14 protein-coding genes and 5 pseudogenes are annotated in these 18,181 nt (G+C 61.3%); 12 read left to right on the top strand and 7 right to left on the bottom strand.

Going from position 1 to position 18,181, the window contains the following annotated elements; translation table 11 throughout:
• Positions 1 to 45: 45 nt before the first annotated feature.
• Positions 46 to 615: pseudogene (gene istA / locus AACY52_RS07055) on the top strand (IS21 family transposase); the annotation flags it as partial.
• Positions 616 to 696: 81 nt separating this feature from the next.
• Here istA and AACY52_RS07050 read toward each other — a convergent pair.
• Positions 697 to 1,882 (bottom strand): annotated as a pseudogene (locus AACY52_RS07050) (IS3 family transposase).
• 532 nt (positions 1,883 to 2,414) lie between these two features.
• Here AACY52_RS07050 and AACY52_RS07045 point away from each other — a divergent pair.
• The 3 genes and pseudogenes from AACY52_RS07045 to AACY52_RS07035 all read left to right on the top strand — a co-directional run.
• Positions 2,415 to 2,551: pseudogene (locus tag AACY52_RS07045) on the top strand (GNAT family N-acetyltransferase); the annotation flags it as partial.
• A 55-nt stretch (positions 2,552 to 2,606) separates the two neighbouring features.
• A pseudogene (locus tag AACY52_RS07040) lies at positions 2,607 to 3,084 on the top strand (hypothetical protein).
• 12 nt (positions 3,085 to 3,096) lie between these two features.
• Complete coding sequence (locus tag AACY52_RS07035) at positions 3,097 to 3,339, top strand: hypothetical protein (RefSeq protein ID WP_065874196.1); 243 nt, start codon at positions 3,097 to 3,099, stop codon at positions 3,337 to 3,339.
• A gap of 164 nt (positions 3,340 to 3,503) precedes the next feature.
• Here AACY52_RS07035 and AACY52_RS07030 read toward each other — a convergent pair whose 3' ends face one another.
• From AACY52_RS07030 to AACY52_RS07010, 5 genes are all read right to left on the bottom strand, one after another.
• Complete coding sequence (locus AACY52_RS07030) at positions 3,504 to 3,860, bottom strand: antibiotic biosynthesis monooxygenase (RefSeq protein WP_065880860.1); 357 nt, start codon at positions 3,858 to 3,860, stop codon at positions 3,504 to 3,506.
• 70 nt (positions 3,861 to 3,930) lie between these two features.
• Positions 3,931 to 4,632: a glutamine amidotransferase gene (locus AACY52_RS07025; RefSeq protein ID WP_339416431.1), complete on the bottom strand. Its 702-nt coding sequence runs from the start codon at positions 4,630 to 4,632 to the stop codon at positions 3,931 to 3,933.
• 36 nt (positions 4,633 to 4,668) lie between these two features.
• The gene (locus tag AACY52_RS07020; RefSeq protein WP_339416430.1) at positions 4,669 to 5,721 is read right to left on the bottom strand and encodes a 2Fe-2S iron-sulfur cluster-binding protein; all 1,053 of its coding nucleotides are present in this window, start codon (positions 5,719 to 5,721) and stop codon (positions 4,669 to 4,671) included.
• Positions 5,718 to 6,680, bottom strand: a complete 963-nt coding sequence (locus AACY52_RS07015; RefSeq protein ID WP_339495183.1) for a diiron oxygenase — start codon at positions 6,678 to 6,680, stop codon at positions 5,718 to 5,720. The genes AACY52_RS07020 and AACY52_RS07015 overlap by 4 nt, the downstream gene beginning before the upstream one ends.
• A gap of 155 nt (positions 6,681 to 6,835) precedes the next feature.
• Positions 6,836 to 8,053 carry an MFS transporter gene (locus AACY52_RS07010; RefSeq protein WP_339416428.1) on the bottom strand — a complete coding sequence of 406 codons (1,218 nt, stop codon included), beginning with the start codon at positions 8,051 to 8,053 and terminating at the stop codon, positions 6,836 to 6,838.
• Between the two features lie 240 nt (positions 8,054 to 8,293).
• On the opposite strand from AACY52_RS07010, the gene AACY52_RS07005 reads away from it, so the two are divergent.
• On the top strand, positions 8,294 to 9,592 hold the full coding sequence (locus AACY52_RS07005; RefSeq protein ID WP_339416426.1) for a serine hydroxymethyltransferase: 1,299 nt from the start codon (positions 8,294 to 8,296) through the stop codon (positions 9,590 to 9,592).
• Positions 9,593 to 9,602: 10 nt separating this feature from the next.
• Here AACY52_RS07005 and AACY52_RS07000 read toward each other — a convergent pair whose 3' ends face one another.
• Entirely contained in the window at positions 9,603 to 11,099 is a 1,497-nt protein-coding gene (locus AACY52_RS07000; RefSeq protein ID WP_339416424.1) for a PLP-dependent aminotransferase family protein, read from the bottom strand.
• 136 nt (positions 11,100 to 11,235) lie between these two features.
• On the opposite strand from AACY52_RS07000, the gene serC reads away from it, so the two are divergent.
• The 7 genes and pseudogenes from serC to AACY52_RS06965 form a co-directional block, all read left to right on the top strand.
• Positions 11,236 to 12,318 carry a 3-phosphoserine/phosphohydroxythreonine transaminase gene (gene serC / locus AACY52_RS06995; protein ID WP_339427439.1) on the top strand — a complete coding sequence of 361 codons (1,083 nt, stop codon included), beginning with the start codon at positions 11,236 to 11,238 and terminating at the stop codon, positions 12,316 to 12,318.
• A gap of 127 nt (positions 12,319 to 12,445) precedes the next feature.
• Positions 12,446 to 13,678 carry a benzoate/H(+) symporter BenE family transporter gene (locus tag AACY52_RS06990; RefSeq protein ID WP_065874178.1) on the top strand — a complete coding sequence of 411 codons (1,233 nt, stop codon included), beginning with the start codon at positions 12,446 to 12,448 and terminating at the stop codon, positions 13,676 to 13,678.
• Positions 13,678 to 14,517, top strand: coding sequence for a YggS family pyridoxal phosphate-dependent enzyme (locus AACY52_RS06985; protein ID WP_065874177.1), 840 nt, complete (start codon positions 13,678 to 13,680; stop codon positions 14,515 to 14,517). Before AACY52_RS06990 ends, AACY52_RS06985 begins: the two co-directional genes overlap by 1 nt.
• 29 nt (positions 14,518 to 14,546) lie before the next feature.
• Positions 14,547 to 15,728 carry an aspartate aminotransferase family protein gene (locus AACY52_RS06980; RefSeq protein ID WP_339427442.1) on the top strand — a complete coding sequence of 394 codons (1,182 nt, stop codon included), beginning with the start codon at positions 14,547 to 14,549 and terminating at the stop codon, positions 15,726 to 15,728.
• A 26-nt stretch (positions 15,729 to 15,754) separates the two neighbouring features.
• On the top strand, positions 15,755 to 17,020 hold the full coding sequence (gene glyA / locus AACY52_RS06975; RefSeq protein ID WP_305394087.1) for a serine hydroxymethyltransferase: 1,266 nt from the start codon (positions 15,755 to 15,757) through the stop codon (positions 17,018 to 17,020).
• 214 nt (positions 17,021 to 17,234) lie between these two features.
• Positions 17,235 to 17,420, top strand: coding sequence for a DUF1203 domain-containing protein (locus tag AACY52_RS06970; RefSeq protein WP_339416415.1), 186 nt, complete (start codon positions 17,235 to 17,237; stop codon positions 17,418 to 17,420).
• Between the two features lie 591 nt (positions 17,421 to 18,011).
• Positions 18,012 to 18,176 (top strand): annotated as a pseudogene (locus AACY52_RS06965) (YeeE/YedE thiosulfate transporter family protein); the annotation flags it as partial.
• Positions 18,177 to 18,181: the final 5 nt, after the last annotated feature.

Raw genomic sequence — 18,181 nt, 5'->3', positions numbered from 1 at the left:
TTGCTTCTGCTCACTTTCCGAGCAGGAGAATACCAGGTGATCAGCATGGAAATGATGGGAAAAATTCGGCGGATGTACTTCCGCGACAAGCTCTCGCTGCACCAAATAGCCAAGCGTACCGGGCTATCCAGAAACACCATCCGAAAGTGGATCAGAGCCCCCGAAGCCAAACAGCCGGTGTACCAGCGGCAAGCCGCTTTCAACAAGCTCAGTCCTTTCCACGAAACGCTGGAGCAGGCACTCAAAGCCGATTCGCTTCGGGCAAAACACAACCGCAGAACCGCAAAGGCTCTCTTCGAGCAGATCAAAGCCGAGGGCTACGACGGCGGTTACAGCCAGCTGACCGCCTTTATCCGCGCGTGGCGCGGCGAGCAAGGAAAATCCTTGCGAGCCTTTGTGCCGTTGACGTTCGCGTTGGGCGAGGCTTTCCAGTTCGACTGGAGTGAAGAAGGTCTGCTGATCGGCGGGCTGTTCAGGCGGATCCAGGTCTCCCACATGAAGCTCTGTGCCAGCCGTGCATTTTGGCTGGTTGCCTACCCCAGCCAAGGTCACGAGATGTTGTTTGATGCCCATACTCGCTCGTTCGGAGCATTGGGTGGTGGGAGAAATCGGGGTCAGACCACGTTTTTACAAAGGTCAGCAACATTGCTCTTTAAAAAAATGAGAATGGTGGTCTTGAGAATGGTGGTCTGACCCCTATTTCTTCCTAATTCCGGACACCTCGATAGGTGATTTTGACGCCATTGCCCGTTCGTAAACGGTCGGTGGCAGATATCCCAGTTTCGAGTGCAGCCGTTCGTTGTTGTAAAACCCAACGATGTACTCAGTGATGTCGCGTATCGCCTCGGCATGGTTGGCGTAATCACGTCGCCATACCCGCTCCATTTTCAAGCTCAGGAAGAAGCGCTCCATCACTGCGTTATCCCAGCAGTTACCTTTACGGCTCATGCTTTGCTGCATGTCACTTCTGGCCAGTAGCGCTCTGTAGCTCGCACTCGCGTACTGGCTGCCGCGATCCGAGTGGGCGATCAAGCCGGGTGGCGGTTGACGTTGAGCAACCGCCAGCTGCATTGCACTGCACACCAGTTCAGCGGGCATGTTCGGCGCCATTGACCAGCCCACTACCTTGCGTGAGAACAAGTCCAGCACCACAGCCAGATACAACCAGCCACTACGGGTTCGGATGTAGGTAATGTCTGCTACCCAGGCCTTGTTCGCCGCCTCGGGTTCAAATTGGCGGTTCAATACATTTTCAGCAATCGGCAGGTCATGTTTGCTGTCGGTGGTGTGCACAAATTTACGCTTCCAGGCCGAACGCAGGCCGTTGACGCGCATCATGCGGCGAATCTTGTAAATGCCTACTTCCATACCCTTTGCGCTTAACGCTTTACGCAATGGGCGACTGCCATAACGCCGCCACTTTCAGCAAACGACGCCTTGAGTTGCAGAGCAACGGGGCAGATCGATGCAGGAGCCTCAGCGCGCTTGTTGGCCTCGTAGAAGGCGGATCGACTAACCCCCAACAAACGGCACACATACGCCACCGAATAAGCCTTCTGTTGCAGCTGCCGAACCAAGCGGTACGTTACTTCAGCTCGCGGGCAAAGAAGGCGGTGGCTTTTTTTAATACATCGTTATCCATCTTGAGCTGACGGTTTTCTTGCTCCAACTGGCGAATACGCTGTTGCTCAGAGGTCAGTGGCTTGCCGATCCCGGCTTGCCCCAACTTCTCGGCCTCATACTGTTGTACCCGGCGTCGAACGGCCGTATCACCAATATCAAGATCACGACAAACCTGTGAAACACTCAGGCCTTGGTCCTTGATCATCTTTACAACTTCCAGCTTGAAGCTGTCGTCGAATACTTTGCGTTTGCCGGTCATGGAGAACTCCTCAATAGGTGCATTTTCCACCTATCGGGGTGTCCGGGGAAATTAGATCACTACACTTGCTGGCCCCAGGCTCTACCGAACGTAAGAACATCAAGCCCGCTGATGGTTGAGAATGACCGTCCCTCAAATGCGCTTCTCACGTCGGAGGCCGCAAAAAAAGGCGACTCGATTTGTTTGAAGGTTATTCCTAAACGCTCGCGGTCGTGCCAGTGAATCAAGCGCATCGATTATCGTCCTGATAGGGGAAGCCTAGCGGCCTGCATCCATTGATAGGAGGGCGAAAGATAAGTCGTGGATTGGCAGCGCGAGAATGCGGGGGTTATTGCATTTTATTTCTAGCGGGGTGAAGCAAGACGCGAACCCCTATATTTTCAATGCAGGTTGCCAAATTTAGAGGGTAGTCGAAGCAAAGTTTTCGAGGATTCTGTGAAGGCATCATTGTTAAATGAAATTACAGCGAGTGCCCGATAGTTATATCGGGCTCCCGCCAAGCATGGAGGATACTTTACGAAATGATTGGCCCCTCAAAGAAAGTGCCTCGAACCGTTTTACACCCGCCATGGCTTCGTTTTCGTCGAAAGCAGTGAATTCGACAATTATTATGACCGTCAGCACCTTACGCCGCGCTGTGCACCTTGCCAGCCAGGTGAAATGATTTGAATCCAGCGCCCGCCTTCTAGACAACCCCCGCGTTTGGCTTGAAAGGATGCGTGCGATGAAGTTCGAAGGGACTTTCCAATACATGGGCAATCACGGGATCGTGTTCAACGTCTCGCAGATCACCCTCACCGACAGCGAACGCGGGCGGCTGCGCGAGCTGCATTTTGGTGAGGCGAAGAGCGCACTACGAGGTCAACCGCAAGGTCGTCGAGGTGTACGACAAGATGCTGGCCGAGAACCTGCCGTGCCTGATGATGATCGGCATCTCCAAGCCGCTGACTCGGCAGCAGGGCGATGTGCTCAACGCCCAGCGCACCAGAATCGCCAACTTGGCGGCCTCGTCCTTCGCGGGCGTCACCTCTTACGTTGCCTCCCCCTACGTGGGGCCCCCCGTCGGCGCCGGTGTGCGCATGTACGTGAATGAAACCCTGCCCACCTATCATGCAGGCGACATACTGGTGAGCATCGAGGCGCAGGTGAACGGCGGTATCGGCCCGCAACGTACCGCCTCGACACTGATCATCAAGACCTGACGGGAGAAACCCATGTCTGACATTACCCAACTGGTCGCTGCGCTGGTGCTGTTCTTTCTGCTCGATCGGTTTCTTAAGTCGTACCCGCTTCGCAAGTGGTTAGGGGTACTGCTGGTGGCGATGGGGGCGGTCGGCTGCGTTGCGGCGAGCCACATCCGCTTGCTTGGATTTGACCTGGGGTTGCTGTCGATCTTTGCCGTTGCACTGGGGGTGGGGTTGTTCCTAAAGCGGCGGCGGTTCGAGCAGATGGGTTGAAGGTGGCAGGGGCTCCGCGGTTTAGTGCTCCAATGCCTGTCATACAGGAAGCAGCGGCGCAAACATTTGTTGTGATGCTTACGGCAGCGCTCTCTCGGCGACAGCCCTCCAGCGCCCAACCCATGATCGTTCCCAAGCACCGCGTGGGAACGATCAGCATGGCGTTACGCCGTGGCGTGTGCTCCATCAACAACGACGTTATACGGCGCTTGCTCACGATCCCGCAGGCCGTAATCACGAATGACCGAAGTCACGCGAACGCGGTAATCGTCGAAGATCTTGTCGCGCCCGGCACGTTGTGCAGACAGGTGCGCGGTGACGTTGCGCCACTGCACCACGGCTTCTTCATCGCGCCAGGTGGTCACCGACATCACCTTCTTGGGGTTCAGCGTGCTCTGAAAACACTCGACGGAGATAAACCCGTCCATGGGTTCCAGCAACGGGGTCAGCTTATTGACCAGGTCCACATAGGTCTCGCCCTGGCCCGGCAGTGCCTGCAATTCGAATAACACGACGATCATGATTGACTCCTCATCCTTGACGGTTTTTTCAGGTGGTTTTAAACCGCGGCGGTTGCCCGCCGTCAGTGGGTTAACGGGGGCCCAGGTTGTTTAGCCAGGCGCGCATCACGTTGCCAGCAGCGCGGGTCAGGCGATCGCCCAGGCCAGCGGCCGTGGCGCGCAGTGCGACGAGGTCGATGCCGGCGTGGGCGAGTTCGCTGGCGTGGCCAACCAGCCACTGTTCGATGTGGGTGGTGTTGGCTTCGAGATGAAACTGCAGGCCCAGAATCGTGCGGCCCACGGCAAACGCCTGGTGGGCGCCCACTGGTGTGCTGGCCAGCAATACGGCACCGTCGGGCACATCGAACTGGTCGCCGTGCCAGTGCAACACGGGCGTGTCCATCAGCGCGGCGAGCGGTGAGTCCTGGCCGGCCGGAGTCAAGGTCAACGCGGAAAAACCGATCTCCTTGACGCCCAACGGGTAGACCTTGGCGTGCATGGCGCGGGCGATCAGCTGCGCGCCCAGGCAGATGCCCAACAACGGTTTGCCGGACGCCACGCGCTGGCGCACCAGCTCCAGTTCGTCGTGCAGAAACGGGTACAGGTCCTCGTCATACGCGCCAATCGGGCCGCCGAGCACAATCAGCAAGTCGGCCTGCAGCACCTGCTCCCTATAGATGGTGTCCACGGTGGGGTCGAGATAAATCAGGGTGTAGCCTTCATCGGCCAGCACCACATCCAGGGTGCCCACGTCTTCAAAATGAATGTGGCGCAGTGCAATAGCAGTTTTCATGGAAACACTCAGCGGTTGAAATAAGGGCGTGACGGTTTATGCAGTGGGGTTGAGGTCGACCTTGATCGTCCCCGATTGCGGGAAGGTGCAGCAGGCCAACGCAAAGCCTTCTCCCTTGTCCTTATCGGTCAGGCAAAAGTCGGGCTCGAGGGTGTATTCGCCCTCGGACAATTTGATCCGACAGTGGCCGCAGATCCCGGCGCGGCACAGGCTGCGCACTGCAATGCCGCTGGATTCGAGCATCTCCAGCAGGCTCTTGCCGGCGGGCAGTTCCAGCAACTCGTCGGTGTGGCTGATGTGCAGGCGCAGCGCATCGCTGGTCGCAGGTTGTGCCTGCGCGGCCCTGACCGGCGGGGAGAAGGATTCGATCAGCAATTGGCTGTCCGGAAACAGCGCCAGCGTTTGGTCGCGCAAGCCTTGGGCAAAACGTTGACTGCCGCAGATCACCAACGTGTCCGGGTTACCCAGCAGGTTCAGGTCGGCGGCGGTGGGGCGGCCGGCCCTGAAATGGCCGTTGCTGCGTGCAGCTTCGCGGGTAATGAAGACCTGCAGCGAAAACCAGCGGGTGTTCAGTTCCAGGTCCAGCAACTCATGCAGGAAGGGAATGTCGGCCACCGTCGGCACACACAACAGCAGGCTTACCTCGGGCACCGCCAGGCCGCGTCGTGCGCGTTCCAGCAGGCCGCGCAGCAAGGCGATTGGCAAGGTGATGCCGATGCCGCCAGCGAGCATGCCGACGTGCTTGCGGCCGATGATCGACGCCAGGCTGATGTCCCCGGCCACAAACTCCACCGCGACCTGCGAACCCTCCTGCAAGGTAGCGTGCAACTGGTCCGAGACCCCGCCATGGCCTTCGCGCTTGACCGCAATCTCGAACCCGTCGGCGCCTTGCCTGCGAGTGATCGAATACAGCCGTTGCTGCGGCGTGCCCGTAGCGTCCGGAAAGCGCAGCGCCACGTGCTTGCCGGGTTCCAGGCGGTCGAGGAACTCGGCGTGGGCGCCCACGGCGCGCAGGCTGAAGACGTTGATCGCAGCGGTTTCAATGGTCACGCGTTCGCAACGGGCCTGCAGTGGGGTCATGGCGTTCATGCGCGGGCCTTCTCGCTCAAGGTTTCGATGGCGTGTTCGGCGCTGCTCAGGCCTTTGCCCGTCAGGCCGACACGGTCGATCAGGGCCTGGAGCGAGTCGGTGTATACGCTGATTTCGTTGTTGTCGCCCACGTCATGCAGGATCTCGCTGGCATGCGGCATCTGCAGTATCGAGAACACCTTGGCCCATGCGCCCATTTCGTTGTTGGCGAACATCTGCACGGTGCGCAGGATGATTGAGCGCAGGTACTCGCGCTCGGTGCGACTCAGGCCATGAACGATGTCGGAGGCGACAAAACTGAACACGCTGGAATGGCTCCATTCATCGATGGCGTGGGTGCGTGTGACCTCGTGGCACACCGCCTGGATGCTGATGTCTTCGGCCATGGTCTTGAGGTAATCGGTGATCAGCGTTTCACTCGCGCACGCCACACCAAAACGGGTCAGGCGGCGCTCCCATTCGGTCGTGCAGTTGGCCAGCAGGGCTTCGCGCCAGGTCACTAGGTTGAACGCGCTGAAATCCAGCGGGGTCAGTTTGCGCATATCGTAGATGTAGTTGCAGGCCATGATCGACATACGCGTGTGCAGGGCTTCGTCCAGCAGTGCCTGGGACATCACGTCCTGCAGCAGGGCGCGATTGTGGCTGTGTGGCGGGGTCTTGATGATGTCCTCGCAGGCGGGCACCACCACGTCGCATTCGATGTAGATCGTCTTGAGGTTGTAGATGCCCCACGCGTAGGACAGGCACTTGGATTGCAGGTCCTGGGGCGCTTCGAGCCAGGCCTGGTGATGACGGAACGGCAGCAGCGACAGGCTGAAATCCTGCTTCTTCGGGTCAAAGGCCAGGCCCCAGTAATCCGGTTGTGGGTTGTTCACGGCAGCGCGAGTTTTCCAGAGCCCGGACAACTTGGCGAGCATGTTTTTTACCACGTCATCGGTACCACAATTCAAACGGTCCATGTTTTAACTCCAAGGAAAACAACTATTGGTGTTCGGGTTAACCGCGCAGTCCTGTGCAAACATGACGGGGCCGCACAAGCGGGTTGCCGCGTAATAAATGCGGGACGTTGCCCTTTAAGTCTGCGGCAAAAAAACGCCGGGGATACTGCTCCAGGTCAGCTGAATTGCGGGTGTGATGCGGGCATTTTCCGGGCTTTGGCCAAGTGCCGTTCCTGCATCAGGGTCAGCGCGACCGTCAGGCCCATAAAGGCAGCACTGGCCCAGAAAATCGAGTTGGGGTGGCCTTGGTCGAGTAGCCAGGCGAACCCGATCGGGCCGAGGGTGCCGCCGATATTGAAGCCGGTGGAGACAATGCCGAAGGTCTTGCCTTCGGCGCCTTTCGGCGACGCTGCGCGCACCAGCATGTCGCGGGACGGCGCGATCACCCCGGTCAGGAAACCCGCTACACCGAGTACCAGCAGCAGTGCCAGCTCGCTCAAGTGCGCCGTGGCGACCAACAGTATCAACCCGCTGGCCAGGGCAAACGCGCTGGCGGCCACCACGCCATGGCGGCGGGTGCGGTCGGCCAGTGCACCGCCTGCCAGCACGCCAAAGGCGCTGGCAAACAGGAACGCGGTGAGTGCCGAGTTGGCCCAGGTCAAGGCCACGCCCTGGCCTTGCATAAGGGCCGCGACCGAGAATTTTTCAATTGCGCCGGTGCTCAGGTTCAGCAGCACGAACAACAACGTCAGGCTCAGCACCAAGGGCGAAAGCAACGAGCGCCGACGCGTGTCGAAGGGAGCCGGGTCGGCCGCTGGCGACACATAATTGACTTGGGCCCGTGCCGCGCCAGGTATCGACAACACCGCCAGCGCGACAAACCCTACGCCTGCGGCGGCGGCAAACGCCATGGCCGGCGTGCTCGCCACGGCGATGCTCAACAAAAACACCGGGGCCACGGCGGCGCCGAGGAAGCCGGCGAAGGTGTGCACGGAGAACGCTTTGCCAATGTGGGCAGGGTCAATATGGCGGGACAGCAGGGCATAGTCGGCCGGGTGGTAAACCGCGTTGGCGACGCCGGCCAGCGCCATGCCGATCAGCAAGCAAAGGTAGCTGGGCACGAGTGCAATCAACAGGAAACTGCCACTGCCCACTGCCAGCGCGGCTAACAGCAGGCGGCGTGCGCCGAAGCGGTCCACGGCAAACCCCATCGGCGCCTGCACCAGCGCGGTGACGATGTTGAACAGGCTCAGGGCCAGGCCCAACTGCACGTAATCGACGTCGAAAAAAGCCGGGAGGAGGGGAAACAACGCCGCCAGCACCATGATGTGCAGATGACTGACAAAGTGCGCGGCTGCGACCTGCGGCAGCAGTCCGATACGAAAAGACGTCATGGCAGAACCTGGGGAATGGGGGGTGACAAAACCGGCGCAGAGCTTAGTGAGGCGTTGGTCTTGCGGGATAGTCCAATGTTCAAAGGTTCACCAGACCACTTTGCAGCGTTACTGGCCTGGCGCCGTGGCGCAGCGCCGCGCAGTGGTCTGCAACGCTGGCGCAAACTGGTATACCGGCGCGGGCCGTGGGCCGCTAGGGTAGACGCCGTTTGCCAATCGACGTTTTCACAGGGAGTGACCATGCCGCATTTCGCTTATCGAGACGGGCACGCGCTGCCGGTGCTCAGTGGCGTCGCACTGGCCCAGGCGGACGGGGATGTGTGGCGTGCCATCGACGCCGAGCGCCAGCGCCAGATGCAGTCAATCGAGCTGATTGCTGCCGAGAATTTTGTCAGCCGTGCAGTGCTTGAAGCCCAGGGCTCGGTGCTCACCAACAAGCATGCCGAAGGGTATCCGGGGCGCCGTTATTACGCCGGCTGCTGCAACGTCGACGCGATAGAAGAGCTGGCCAACGAGCGCGCCCGGCGGTTGTTCAACTGTGCCTACGCCAACCTGCAACCCCACTCGGGCAGCCAGGCCAATCAGGCGGTGTTTCTGGCGCTGCTGGCACCGGGCGACAAGATCCTCGGCCTGGACCTCAAGTCCGGCGGGCACCTGTCCCACGGCGCGGCGTTCAATATGTCCGGGCGCTGGTTTCAGGCCCTCAGTTATGGCGTGGATCCGCTGACCCATCGGGTCGACATGGACCAGGTCGAGCAGATGGCCCGCCAGGAACGCCCGCGATTGATCATCGTCGGCGCTTCGGCCTATTCACGGGCGCTGGACTTCGCGCGCTTTCGCGCAATTGCCGACGAAGTCGGGGCCTTCCTGATGGCCGACATTGCCCACGTCGCCGGACTGGTAGCGGGCGGTGCGTACCCGTCGCCGGTGCCGTTCGCCCACGTCACCACCATCAGCACCCACACCACACTGCGCGGGCCGCGCGGCGGGATGATCCTGTGCAACGAGCCGGGCATTGCGCAGAAAATCAATGCGGCGGTGTTTCCCGGCCTGCAAGGCGCGCCGCTGATGCACACACTGGCGGCCAAGGCCGTGGCGCTCGGCGAAGCCTTGCAACCGGCGTTCAGCACCTACGCGCATGCGGTGATTGCGAACGCCCAGGCCTTGTGCGGGCGCTTGGCCGAAGGCGGGTTGTCGGTGGTCTCGGGCGGCACCGACTGTCACCTTGGCGTGATTGACCTGCGGCCGTGGGGCCTGGTCGGCAATGTCGCCGAACAGGCGCTGGAAGCGATCGGGATTACCGTGAACAAAAATATCGTGCCGGGCGACGAGGTCAAACCCAGTGTCACCTCCGGCATTCGCATCGGCAGCGCGGCCTGCACGTCGCGGGGCATGGGCGTGGATGAATTTCGCGAGATCGGCGACATGATCCTCGCCATGCTCGGCGGCGTGCGCAGCGGCGCCCTCGACAGTCGCACCGAGCGCTCGATTCGCGAAGGCATCGGCGAACTGACCAAGCGTTTCAAGCTGCCTTACTGAGCGGCTGCCTCTAGATTTTCAGCGCATTGGCCAGGCGCAGCATGGCGGCTTCGATTTCATACGCGGTCAACGACGAGTAGCCCAGCAGCCAGCCGTATTGCTGCGGTTCGCCTGCGTACAGCTTGCTGAGTCCGGACAATTGCACGCCGGCGGTGGCCGCCTGGCGAATGGTTTTTTCTTCGCTCCAGCCCGCTTTCAGCAGACACGGAATCTGCAAGCCGCCCGGTGGCAACTGGGCGGTGACGACCTCGCCCAGGTACTTGCCAATGGCGTCATGCATGATCGAGCGTCGCCCGGCATACAGCTTGCGCATGGCCCGCACGTGGGCGTTGTAATGACCGTCTTCCATAAACCGCGCCAGGGTCAGTTGCAGCACTTGCGGCGTATGCCCGTCCATCATGCTGCGCGCGTAGGCAAAGGGCTTGACCAGTTCGTGGGGCAGCACCATGTAGCCCATGCGCAAGCCGGGGTAGAGCGTCTTGCTGAACGTGCCGATATAGAGCGTGCGCTGATACTTGTCCAGCCCCTGCACGCAGGCGGTGGGTTGTCCGTCGTAATGGAACTCGCTGTCGTAGTCGTCCTCGATCAGCCACTTGCCTTTTTCTGCCGCCCAGTTGATCAACTCAAGGCGCCGTTCCAGCGGCAGCGTCACGCCGGTGGGGTATTGGTGCGACGGTGTGACGTACACGCAGTTGGCGCCGCTGCGGTCGGCGTACAGCAGGTCGGTGCGGATGCCGCGTTCATCGACATCGATGGGCAGCACCTTGGCTTCAGCGATCTCGAAGGCTTTGCGTGCGCCGTAATAGCCAGGGTTTTCGAGCAAGATCGGGTTGCCGGCATCCACCAGCAACTGCGCGCAGAGGTACAAGGCCTGGCGCGTGCTGCTCAGCACCAGCACCTGATCGGGCGAACACTTGGCCCCGCGCTCTAGGTTCAGGTAGGTGGCAATCGCCTTGCGCAGCGGCTCGGCGCCTTGAGGGTCGCCGTGCAAGAGCACGTTGGCGCGATAGTCCTTCATCACCTGGCGTTGCAGACGTTCCCAGACATCCGTGGGGAAACTGCGGGTTTCCGGCAAACCGGTGGCGAAGGCCTTGATGACTTGCTGGTCGCTGACGCCGCCCGTTTCGAAGATCATCCGCCCGCGCTGGCTCAGCTCGGCGCCGGGTGCGGCGGCGTTGCTGCGCACTTCCTGGGCCTTGATGCGCCGGCGTGTGGCGCCGCGCAATTCGACGCCGACCGTGTCGCAGACGTAACTGCCGGCACCCTCGCGGCGCACGATAAACCCGTCCCGATGCAACTGCACGTAGGCGTTCTCGACGGTGTCGCGGGCGCACCCCAGCGACTTTGCCAACACCCGTGTGGCAGGCAGTTTCAGGCCGGGGCCGAGGGCGCCGTCGAGGATCAGTGCGCGCAACGCCCGCTGGATGCGCTGGTGCAAGTCCAGCAGCTGAAACTCCACGTCGTTGAGGCGCATTTTCAGGGTTTCGAGCTCAAAGGTTTTTGCCATGCGGTCTGCTCAGTCCTTTGGAATTGGCCTGTAATGGCAGGCCAGTCTATCCGTAGAATCCAGCCCTCGCCAGCCCGGCCCCGGCGCGTGGCGAGCCCGCACGATGCGAGTGTTCTTGAACAGGAGTTACGCGACGATGGCCAGATCCCACAACTTCAGCGCCGGCCCCACGGCGGTGCCGCTGGAAGTGCTCACCCAGGCACACGAAGAATTTTTTGATTTTGCCGGCACCGGTATGTCGGTGATGGAGATCAGCCATCGCTCCCGCGTGTTCATGGACGTGGCCCGCCAGGCGGAGCAAGACCTGCGTGACATTCTCGGCGTGCCGGACGCGTACAAAGTGCTGTTTTTGCAAGGCGGCGCCTCGCTGCAGTTCGCCCAGGTGCCGATGAACCTGTTGGGCGACAAAGGCACGGCGGACTACCTGCACACCGGCCTCTGGTCGGGTAAGGCGATTGAAGCGGCGCGGCGTTATTGCGATGTGCGAATCGCGGCCAGTGCCCGCGCAACCGGCTTCGACTGCGTGCCTGACGCAGCGAGCTGGCACCTCAATCCTGACGCTGCCTACCTGCATTACACCGAGAATGAGACGGTCCACGGCGTGCAATTCATCGCCCCGCCCAACAGCGCCGCGCCGCTGGTGTGTGATGCCTGTTCAAGCCTTTTGTCCAAGCCGATGGACGTCGCCCGGCATGACCTGGTGTATGCCGCCGCCCAGAAAAACATGGGGGTGGCCGGGTTGACGGTGGTCATCGTCGACCCCGCATTATTGGAACGCTCCCATGCCTTCACTCCGGACATTCTCAACTACGCCCACATCAGCGATGCGCAGTCGATGCTCAATACCCCGGCGACGTTTCCCTGGTACCTCACCGGCCTGACGCTCAAGTGGATCAAGCACAACGGCGGTCTGCCGGCCTTGCATGAGCGTAACCAGACCAAGGCACGCCGGCTCTATCGCGTCATTGACGAGAGCGGCGGTTTCTACCGCAATCGGGTGCAGCCGGCGTACCGCTCGATCAACAACGTGCCGTTCGTGCTGGCGGATTCGACGCTGGAGAAGACCTTCCTGCGCCGCGCCGAAGACGCCGGCCTTAACGGCTTGAAAGGCCACGCCAGTGTCGGCGGCCTGCGCGCCAGCCTCTACAACGCCGTCTCGTTAACCGCAGTCGAGGCGCTGACTGACTTTATGGCTGACTTCGCACGCGCACATGGGTAACCGCCCCTGCGCGAAAAAGTGGTCTGGTCTGCTGCGCACAAGCGTAGGGGCAAACCCCGCCATTCAACGGCTATAAATGACCGCCTGGCCACGGCCTGATCCATTGTCCAGCAAGGAGCCAAGACTTATGCCCTCTACTCAATCCCAGTCGTCCCTGCGTCTGCGGGATGTGCTGCACCCGGTGGTTGCCGGGCTGATTTCGGTGATCGTCAATTACGGCGGCACCTTCATTCTGGTGTTCCAGGCCGCCAAGGTTGCCGGCCTCAGCCCTGAGCTGACGGCGTCGTGGGTCTGGTCGGTGTCGATTGGCGTCGGTGTGACCGGGTTGTTCCTCAGTTGGGTGAGCCGCGAGCCGATCATCACCGCCTGGTCGACCCCGGCGGCGGCGTTCTTGATCGTTGCCCTGGCGACCACGCCCTACGCCGAGGCGATTGGTGCGTATTTGATTTCAGCGGCGGCGTTCGTGCTGCTGGGTGTATCCGGCTATTTTGAAAGGGCTGTGCGCCTGATCCCGCCTGGCGTTGCGGCGGGCCTGCTGGGCGGCATTCTCTTGCAGTTCGGCATCGGTGCATTCGCGAGCATGACGGTCGACCCGCTGTTGGTGGGGCTGCTGATCGGCGCCTACATCGTGTTCAAACGCTTGAGCGCACGCTACGCGGTGGTCGGCATTCTGGTGCTGGGGCTGGGCTTTTTGCTGATGCAGGGGCGAGTGGATTTTTCCGGACTGGCGCTGGCGTTCGCCACACCGGTATTCACGCGGCCCGAGTTCTCGCTCAATGCGTTGCTGAGCGTGGCGTTGCCGCTGTTTCTGATTACCCTCACAGGGCAGTACATGCCGGGCATGCTGGTGCTGCGCAATGACGGCTTCAAGACCAGCGCCAACCCGATTCTCAGCGTGACCGGGCTGGGTTCGCTGCTGATGGCGCCGTTCGGCTCCCATGCGTTCAATATCGCGGCAATCACGGCGGCGATCTGCACCGGCAAGGAAGCGTCCGAAGACCCTTCCAAACGCTGGATCGCCGGGGTTGCGGCAGGGGTGTTCTACATCCTGGTGGGGATTTTTGGCGTAACCCTGGCGGCGGTGTTCATGGCCTTTCCGGCGACGTTCATTACCACCCTGGCCGGGCTGGCGCTGCTCGGCACCATCGGCGGCAGCCTGGCCAATGCCATGGCGGACGTCAAATCCCGTGAAGCCTCGCTGATCACCTTTCTGGCGTGCGCCGCCAACATCACCTTGCTTGGCATTGGCGGCGCGTTCTGGGGCTTGCTCATCGGCCTCGCGGCGTATGCGGTACTCAATGGGCAACTGCCACGTCGTGAAAAAACCACTGCGGTGACCACCAAGGGAGCGACCCGCTGATGACTGGGCAAGCCGAACACCTCACCACGCTCCACGCCGACCATGGTCGCTATCCGCAGGCGGTCAGCGTCGAGGACTTTCGTCGCAACCTTGCCGCTGTGCAGCAACGCATCATCGATGCTTGCCACCGTGTCGGGCGTGACCCGGCCACCGTGCGGTTGCTGCCGGTCAGCAAGACCTTCGACGAAGCCCATCTGCGCCTGGCCTATGCCGCCGGTTGCCGCCTGCTCGGCGAAAACAAGGTGCAGGAGGCCCAGCGCAAGGCGCAAGCCATGAGCGACCTGCACGACCTGCAATGGTCAGTCATCGGCCACCTGCAAACCAACAAGGCCAAGCAGGTTGCGCGTTTTGCCAGCGAATTCCAGGCGCTCGACAGCCTGCGCGTGGCCGAAGTGCTGAACCATCGGCTGCAGCTCGAAGGTCGGCAGATGGATGTGTTCGTGCAGGTCAACACCTCGGGTGAAGCCAGCAAGTACGGCCTGGCTCCCGAGGATGTGGCGGCGTTCATCGCGGCGCTGCCGGCATTCCCGGCGCTGCGGGTTCGCGGGCTGATGACCCTGGCGCTGTTTTGCGCCGACGTGGTGCGGGTACGCCCCTGCTTCGTGCGCTTGCGTGAATTGCGCGACCGCTTGCTCGCACAGGTGCCCGAGGGCGTGTCGCTGCAGGAGTTATCGATGGGCATGTCGGGCGACTTTGAAATTGCCATTGAAGAGGGTGCAACCGTGGTACGCGTCGGCCAAGCCATCTTCGGTGCCCGCGCCATGCCCGATGCCTATTACTGGCCCACGGCCGACGCCAGACCGCGCAACGACGACGAGTTGCCGGCGCTCGCCCCTTAACGTTGATTGATCTTTATAGGAGGCCTGCAATGTCCGCTGCACCCGCTTACCTGATGCACACCTCGTCCCGTCAGCCGGTTTCGTTCAGCCGAGGCCTGGGCGCCCGCCTGTGGGACACCGACGGCGTTGAATACCTGGATGCCATCGCCGGCGTGGCCGTGACGAGCCTGGGCCACGCCAACCCGGAAATTGCCGCCGCCATCGCCGAGCAGTCCACGCAGTTGCTGCACACCACCAACATGTTTCGCATCCCGTGGCAGGAGCAACTGGGCGAGCGGTTGTGCCTGTTGTCCGGCATGGAGCGCGCGTTTTTCTGCAACTCCGGCGCCGAGGCCAATGAAGCCGCGCTGAAACTGGCGCGGTTGCACGCCCATGCCCGAGGCGTGGCCCAGCCGCAGGTGCTGGTGATGGACAACAGCTTCCACGGGCGCACCCTCGCCACGCTGGCGGCCACCGGCAACCCGGCGGTGCACGTCGGTTTCGAACCGTTGATGCCCGGCTTTGTGCGCGTGCCGTACAACGACATCGAGGCGATTCGGGCGGTCGCGGCGCGGTCACCCAACATCGTTGCAGTGCTGGTCGAACCGGTGCAGGGCGAGGGTGGGGTGCATGCGGCGTTCGCGGGCTACCTGCAAGGGTTGCGCGCCCTGTGCGATGAACACGACTGGCTGATGATGATTGATGAAGTGCAAACCGGCATGGGCCGCACCGGCGCCTGGTTTGGCTTTCAACACGCGGGCATCGAGCCGGATGTCATCACCCTGGCCAAGGCACTTGGCAACGGCTACCCGATAGGCGCATGCCTGGCGCGGGGCAAGGCCGCCGAGCTGTTTTCCCCCGGTCACCATGCGTCCACGTTTGGCGGTAACCCGCTGGCCTGCCGCGTGGGGTGCACGGTGCTGGACATCATGCAGCGTGAGCACCTGCCACAACGCGCCGCCGCCAGCGGCCGACGCCTGCTGGCCGCGCTCAAGCTGGCGCTGGGCAACCATCCCGAGGTGGTGGCCATTCGTGGTATCGGCTTGATGGTCGGCGTTGAACTCAACCGCCCGTGCGGCGAGCTGGTCGACCGCGCCCGTGAAGAACAACGCCTGCTGATCACCGTCACCCGTGGCACCACCGTGCGCCTGTTGCCCGCACTGATCTGCGATGACACACAGATCGACGAGATCGCCGCACGTGTCATTCGCCTGCTGTCGCCCGCTGTTTGAATTTGTTAACCAAGGACGCCCCCACCATGTACGACTCAACGCTCACCCTGGATGCTTTCGACCCTGAACTGCGTGAGGCGATTCATAACGAAGCGCATCGCCAGGAAGACCACATTGAGCTGATCGCGTCGGAGAACTACGCCAGCCCGCTGGTCATGCAGACCCAGAGCACGGTACTCACCAACAAGTACGCCGAGGGCTATCCCGGCAAGCGCTACTACAGTGGTTGTGAATACGTTGATGTGGCCGAGCGGCTGGCGATTGAGCGGGTCAAGACCCTGTTCAACTGCGACTACGCCAACGTGCAGCCTCACGCGGGTGCGCAGGCCAACGCGGCGGTGTTCCTCGCGTTGATCAACCCCGGTGACACGGTGATGGGCATGAACCTGGCCCAGGGCGGCCACCTGACCCACGGTAACCCGGCGAACTTTTCGGGCCGGCATTACAAGATCGTGCCCTACGGGCTGGACCCGAAAACCGGTTTTCTCGACTACGACGAGATGGAACGAATTGCCCTGCAGACGCGCCCGAAAATGTTGATCGGCGGCTTCTCGGCGTACTCGCGCTACAAGGACTGGGCACGCATGCGCACCATCGCCGACAAGGTCGGCGCCATATTCTGGGTCGACATGGCCCACGTCGCCGGGCTGGTCGCCGCCGGCGAATACCCGGACCCGCTGCCCCATGCGCATGTGGTCACCAGCACCACGCACAAAACCCTGCGCGGCCCACGGGGCGGTTTGATTCTGTCGAAGGGCCAGGACGAAGCCTTCTACAAGAAACTCGATTCGGCAGTGTTTCCCGGCGTGCAGGGCGGCCCGCTTATGCACCAGATTGCAGCCAAGGCCGTGGCGTTCAAGGAAGCGCTGACGCCCGAGTTCCGCGTCTACCAGACCCAAGTGGTGATCAACGCCCGCGCCATGGCGGCGGTGCTGCAAAAGCGCGGCTACAAGATCGTCTCGGGCGGAACCGACAACCACATGATGCTGATCGACCTGTCCGACAAGCCCTACACCGGCAAGGACGCCGATGCGGCATTGAGCAGCGCCTACATCACCGCGAATAAAAACTCGGTGCCGAATGACCCACGCTCACCCTTCGTGACCTCCGGCTTGCGCATCGGCAGCCCGGCGGTGACGACGCGGGGCTTCGGTGTCGAGGCCTGCGAGCAAGTGGCAGGGTGGTTGTGCGACGTACTCGACGCCCTGGAATATGGCGACAGTGACAAGGTCGGCCACCACGTGCGCGAACAGGTTGTCGCACTGTGCCGGCGTTATCCGGTTTATCGCTGAATGGGTTTGGGGGGGCCGTGTGGACGGCCCCTGATTCACTTCTTTGCCGAAAAGGACGCTCATGCAGCCTGCTTCCAGCTTTATCAGGCGTTCGATCTGGGGGAGTGGGTGCGTCGTGATGATCTGCCGGAGATTGATCCCGGTGAGCCCGAAAGTCACAGCGCGTGGTACTTCCCAAAAAATGATCTCAATTTGACAGCTGGTACCCGAGTCTATGCGAATCCGCCTGCTATCACTTCGCGCTTTCACTGATGATGGGATGATGCTCGACGCCGACGTCGCTGATGGAATAGCAATAGAACCTGTCGTTACCCGGATGTTTGCCAATCCAGAGGTTAATTACATACACGTTCACAATGCCAAGCAGGGTTGCTACTCCGGGCGAATAGATCGGGCTTAGTCACCGCAGGCCTTTGTGGCTCATCTTCGATTTTTCTGGTCACCAAATGGCTGGTATTGGCCGTTTCAATTCGGCAGAAAGCGGAAGTCATTGCTTACCCATCGGACGCCTCGCTAATGGTGAGGACAATCGCCTAAATCGATGTCCGGGACCAGCAGACCACTACAGGTCAGCCTTACGTTGAGAAAGGGATAGAAGCATTTGAAGAAAGAAGCCGTGATCGGCAGATGCGCGCCTTGGAACGCAAGGCACGCAAACTTGGATTGCAGCTGGTTAAAGCGGCTTAAATTTTAAGAGCAAAAACAATGAGTTATTTTTTGTTTGATAAGAGCTGTCGAGCCCTAGCGAGGTTGCCAAGGCGGCGGCACTGCCAGCATTTTCAGCACCTGACCCACCGCTTTCGCAGCCTCGCTAAAGCTCGACAGCTCCCACGGGGATCGGCGGTGTTGGTTGAATTCCGGCCTTGGCTACGAGCGCAATTTCAGCAGCGATAAAGCTCAAATGTGGGAGCTGTCGAGCCCCAGCGAGGCTGCGAAGGCGGAGGTAATGCCGACATATTTTTTCGCCTGGACCCAACACTCTCGCAAAGGGATCGGCGGCCTGCTGCTCGGCTACGGTTCGCGCCTGGCCTACGGCTGTTACTTCCAGCGGCATCGTCTTGGGCAGCCTGTATGGCTGGGTATGGTCGGTGGTGGCGTTAATCGGCAACAGCGTGGGGTGCGGTTGCGGCCGCTTTTCTTCGTAGGTGAGCGTTAGCAGGT

The organism is Pseudomonas sp. EA_65y_Pfl1_P113 (assembly GCF_963970525.1).
Classification (GTDB): domain Bacteria; phylum Pseudomonadota; class Gammaproteobacteria; order Pseudomonadales; family Pseudomonadaceae; genus Aquipseudomonas; species Aquipseudomonas tritici.
The sequence above is the reverse complement of the archived record's forward strand: the minus strand, read 5'-3'. Positions and strand labels throughout refer to the sequence as shown.